At 69.1% G+C, this 4769-nt stretch carries 3 protein-coding genes and 2 pseudogenes; all 5 read right to left on the bottom strand.

The features are described from left to right. A pseudogene (locus ACFY7H_RS33995) lies at positions 1–114 on the bottom strand (ATP-binding protein); the annotation flags it as partial. Further along, positions 95–649 carry a DUF742 domain-containing protein gene (locus ACFY7H_RS33990; protein ID WP_388946570.1) on the bottom strand — a complete coding sequence of 185 codons (555 nt, stop codon included), beginning with the start codon at positions 647–649 and terminating at the stop codon, positions 95–97. The pseudogene ACFY7H_RS33995 and the gene ACFY7H_RS33990, both read right to left, overlap by 20 nt. A 93-nt stretch (positions 650–742) precedes the next feature. After that, positions 743–1156, bottom strand: a complete 414-nt coding sequence (locus ACFY7H_RS33985; RefSeq protein ID WP_030037347.1) for a roadblock/LC7 domain-containing protein — start codon at positions 1154–1156, stop codon at positions 743–745. A gap of 10 nt (positions 1157–1166) precedes the next feature. Then, positions 1167–4370, bottom strand: coding sequence for a nitrate- and nitrite sensing domain-containing protein (locus tag ACFY7H_RS33980; protein ID WP_388946567.1), 3204 nt, complete (start codon positions 4368–4370; stop codon positions 1167–1169). Positions 4371–4664: 294 nt separating this feature from the next. After that, positions 4665–4769, bottom strand: a pseudogene (locus tag ACFY7H_RS33975) (ATP-binding protein); the annotation flags it as partial.

The raw sequence follows: 4769 nt of genomic DNA, 5'->3' as shown, positions 1-4769 counted from the left end.
GGAGACCGCGCCGACGAACGTGGTCTTGCCCACGCCGAAGCCGCCCGCCACCACGATCTTCGCGGAGGTGGTGGAGCGCGGAGCCGCTCCGCCGTTAGAGCTTGCGAAGTCCACTGAGCACCCTTTCGAGCAGTGTCACATCTGGCTGGCCGCCGGCAGACTCGTCGCCGCCGGGCTGGTGAATGGCGACAAGGCCCGCCTCCGCCAAGTCGGCGACGAGGATTCGGGCGACACCAAGAGGAATGGAGAGAAGTGCCGAGATCTCCGCTACGGATTTGATCTCCTGGCACAGGCGGCAGATGCGCTGGTGCTCGGGCAACTGCCCTTGCAGGCGCGCCGGATCCGCCGTGGTACTGACCAGCGCCTCGATGGCGAGCTGGTAGCGCGGCCGGGTACGGCCGCCGGTCATCGCGTACGGGCGCACCAGCGGGTTGTGCGCCTTCGGAGCCTGCGGCTGCGCTGCCCTGGGGGGCTGCTGCGGAAGCCGGTGAGGCGCCTGGGGCTGCTGGGGCTGGCCGTACGGCTGCTGGGCGTAGGGGTTGTGCTCCGGCACCGGCCGGCTGGGCGCGGAGGGGAAGTTGAAGCGGTTCTGGTCGTGCCCACCCTGCGGCTGGTGGCCGCCATAAGGATGTCCTCCGGGTGTTGTCACGTTTCCTCCTCCGACTCCAAGAACGCAGTACTCCCTGTGGAACCGCGCCACCGCACCTTATGGTGCGGTGACGCGAAACGCACTGTCCGTCTGCTAGTTGAGAAGACTTCCCTGGAGCTCCGCGCGCAGGTCCGGGGTGAGGACACTGCCCGCACGGTCCACCAGAAGGGCCATCTCGTAGCCGACGAGGCCGATGTCACACTCGGGGTGCGCGAGCACCGCGAGCGAGGATCCGTCGGAGACGGACATCAGGAAGAGGAACCCGCGGTCCATCTCCACAACGGTCTGGTTGACGGCGCCGCCCTCGAAGATCCGGGAGGCACCGGCGGTCAGCGAGGTCAGGCCGGAGGCCACGGCCGCCAGCTGATCGGCGCGGTCGCGCGGGAATCCGTCGGACATCGCCAGCAGAAGGCCGTCGGCGGAGACCACCACCGTGTGGGACACCCCGGGGGTGTTGTCCACGAAGTTGGTGATCAACCAGTTCAGGTTCTGCGCCGCCTGGCTCATCGCGCTCACACTAACGCTCCTGGTCATAGCTGTTACTTGACTGCTCGGAACCCGCGCTGCGTCCCTGCTGGACACCCCGTCGCAGGTTGCTCAACCTGCCACGGACGTCCTCCGGGGCGCGGGAGACCTGGGGGCCTCCCTGCGGGGTCGTCTCCGCAGCACCCTCGACCAGGTTGGCCTTGGGCACACGCCGAGGGAGACCGGACGAGGTGACCCCGCCCGCCTTCGGCTCACGGAGTTTGCCGGCCTGCTGCCAGCGCTCGTCGTTCGTCGAGCGCCAACCGGAACCGGCTGCTGCCTCCTCCGGTTCCCGCTCCGGCTCGGCGGGCTGCGGCTGACGCCGCGGCCGCTGCTCGAAGAGGGAACCGGCGGACTCCGCTTCCTGCTGTGCCGACTGCCACTGCTGCTGGCCGCCGCGTCGCGGCAGGCCCGCTCCGGTCAACTGGTGACCGGCGTCTGCAGCGGCGCCCGGACTGTCGAAGCCTACGCGGTCCGAAGCCGGTTCGGGAGCGGCGGGGGATTCCGAATCGGTCCCGTAATCCTGCTGGTAGGAGCCCGGGTAGGTGTTCTGCCCGGGCCACTGGCCCTGCTGGGACTGCTCCTCGTAGCCGCCCTCGTACGCCTGGGCGGGCTGCTGCTGGTCCTGGTAACCGGACTCCGGATAGGCATAGCCCTGCTCCGGGTACGCCTCATAGGCCTGCGGCTGCTGCTGGGTGTCGTAGGGGGCCTCGTAACCCTGCGCGGACTGCTGCTCGTAGCCCTGGTACTCCTGGTACCCGTGCTCGGGCTGAGGTTCCGGATAGTCCTGGGCCTCCGGCCCGGAGTACTGATCCTGTTCCTGCGCCTGCGGGTAGTTGAGCTGCGCCTCAAGAGCGGCCCGGCGCTCCTCGCGGCTCAGGGAGCGCACGACCGGGTCGGCCGGCTTCCGCTCGCCGCCCTGGGCGTCCTGGCCGTCGTAGGCGGAGTCGTCGAAGCCGAGCTCGGCGGCCGTCCGCAGCGGGGCGGCCTGCTGCGCCTGCTGCTGCGGAATGATCGACGAGACGGTGAAGTCGTCTTCCGGTATGCCCTCGCCACCGCCACCGTGGGTGATGGCGTCGGGGAGCATGACCAGCGAGGTGGTGCCGGCCGCCTCGCCCGAGGGGCGCAGCTGGACGCGGATGCTGTGGCGGTCCGCCAGCCGGCCGACCACGAACAGACCCATGCGCTGCGAGATCGCCGCGTCCACGGTCGGCGGGTTGGCCAGCTTGTGGTTGATGTCCGCGAAGTCCTCGGCGGTGAGGCCGATGCCCTTGTCGTGGATCTCGACCATCACGCGGCCGTCGGGCAGACGCGTGGCGTTGACGCGGACCTTGGTCTGCGGGGAGGAGAAGGTGGTGGCGTTCTCCAGGAGCTCGGCGAGCAGGTGCACGAGGTCGGTCACGGCCTGGCCGTGGATCTCGGCGTCGGAGACCCCGGAGAGCTCGATGCGCTCGTACTGCTCCACCTCGGAGGAGGCGGCGCGCAGCACGTCGACGAGGGGCACCGGCTGGTCCCAGCGGCGGCCCGGGTTCTCACCCGCGAGGATGAGGAGGTTCTCGCCGTTGCGGCGCATACGGGTGGCCAGGTGGTCCAGGCGGAAGAGGTTCTCCAGCTGGTCCGGGTCGGCCTCGTTGTTCTCCAGGTCGGTGATGAGGGTCAGCTGGCCCTCGATCAGCGACTGGTTGCGCATGGAGAGGTTGGTGAAGATCGCGTTGACGTTCCCTCGCAGGAGCGCCTGCTCGGCGGCGAGCCGGACCGCTTCCCGGTGGACCTGGTCGAAGGCGCGGGCGACCTCGCCGATCTCGTCCTGGGAGGTGATCGGGATCGGCTCCACGCGGGTGTCGACCTTGCCCGGGTCGGTGCGCGAGAGCTGGTCGACGAGCGCGGGGAGGCGCTGCTCGGCGATGTCGAAGGCCGAGGTGCGCAGACGGCGCATCGAGCGGCTCATTTGGCGGGCCATCATCGCGGCCAGGATGAAGGCGGCCAGCAGGGCCACGACCACGATGGCACCGGTCAGGATGGCGTCGCCGCGCGACTTGTCGGACACCGCGACGGCGTCCTTGACGGCCTTGTCGAGGAGGTCCTCCTCGATCTCGGCGTAGCCCTCGAACTTGGCGGTGGCGGCGGCCTGCCAGGCGGGGGCGGTGGTGCCGTTCAGGGCGAGCTTGGCGGGCTTCTCGCCGCCGGCTATCGCCTCGGTCATGCCGGTGAGCGCGGAGCCGTTGACCACGGGCGGAGCCTTGAAGACGGTGCCGGCCTGCTCGGCGGCCTGCTTGGCCTGGGCGAGCTTGGCGGCACCCTCCTGGGACTTCTTGCCCATGACCTCCTTGAGCCGGTTGGTGTCCTCGTCGGTGCCGGCGGCGACGTACTCGCCGATGGCGATCTCTTCGAGGTAGGCGTAGGAGGAGAAGGCGACCAGCTGGGCCTTGCGGACTTCCTCGTTCTCGCTCGGGCGCACCAGCAGGTGCGTGCCGACGGAGCGCTGGAGCGAGTTCGCGGCCTTGGCCAGCTCGACCGCGTAGACCATGCGGCCGTAACTGGTGACGTTTCCGGTGCCCAGGCCCAGTTCGTTGGAGAACTGCATGAGGTAGTGCTGGACCAGCACGTATCCCTCTTCGGTCGGGATGGGGCCGGCCGAGGAGGGGAGGTTCTTCTTCTGGGTCTCGGGGATGGCGTAGGCCGTCTTGCGGACCTGCTCCAGCTTCGGCTCCTCCTGGCGGAAGAGTTCGAGGCGGCGCTCGAGGCCCTGCTTCGCCGGGAGGTCCTTCACGGCCCGCGCGAACTTGGCCTTGGCCGCGTCGGTGGCCGCGTAGGCCTTCGTCACGGCCTCGTTGTTGCGGTCGCCCTTCAGGAGGGGCTCGGTGGTGACGTCGCGCTCGTTGAGGAGGGCCTCGCCGTACTCGGACGCGGCCTGGACGATCCGGGCGGTCTTCTCGGCGTCCTTGGCCTCGTTCCAGCTGTCGATCGAGCCCTTCACCTGGAAGCCGCCCATGACCAGTCCGACGAGGACGGGGACCAGGAGGATGGCGTTCAGCTTGGTTGCCACCCGCCAGTTGCGGGGGGCGAGCTTGCTGGTGCTGCCGCCGCTCGCGGATGGTTCCGCGGGCACGTCGACAGGCGACATGGCCGCGCGCGGCGGCGGGGTGAAGTTGCCTCGCGCGGGTTCATCCGCGGGGCTCGAGTTGCTTCGCCTCACTCGACCAACAACCTTCCGGCGGTGCTACTAGCTAGTTCGCTGAATTCCAGCATGGTTAAGCGCCGTGTTCCAAACAGTTGAATCCGGCCATTCACAGAACCTTATGCCCCACATAAAACGGACATTAAGAGCGAGCTGCGGCAAAAATGGGGCCACCCATGCGCGCAGCGGCACCAGCCGAACGCACGCTGTGTCCGTCCGGCGACAATTCACTGTCGAAACGTTATGAACGCGGGGGGCGGGCCGTGTTCCAGAACACAGCCCGCCCCCCGGCGCATCGCCTTGCCGTGCGTGCTACTTGAGCCGTGCCATGAGGGCGTGCTCGACGAGCGTGATGAGTGCGCTCTTGGCGTCCGCGCGGTGGCGGGCGTCGGTGGTGATGATGGGGGCGTCGGGGCC

The organism is Streptomyces sp. NPDC012794 (assembly GCF_042901085.1).
Taxonomy (GTDB): Bacteria; Actinomycetota; Actinomycetes; order Streptomycetales; family Streptomycetaceae; genus Streptomyces.
The sequence above is the reverse complement of the archived record's forward strand: the minus strand, read 5'-3'. Positions and strand labels throughout refer to the sequence as shown.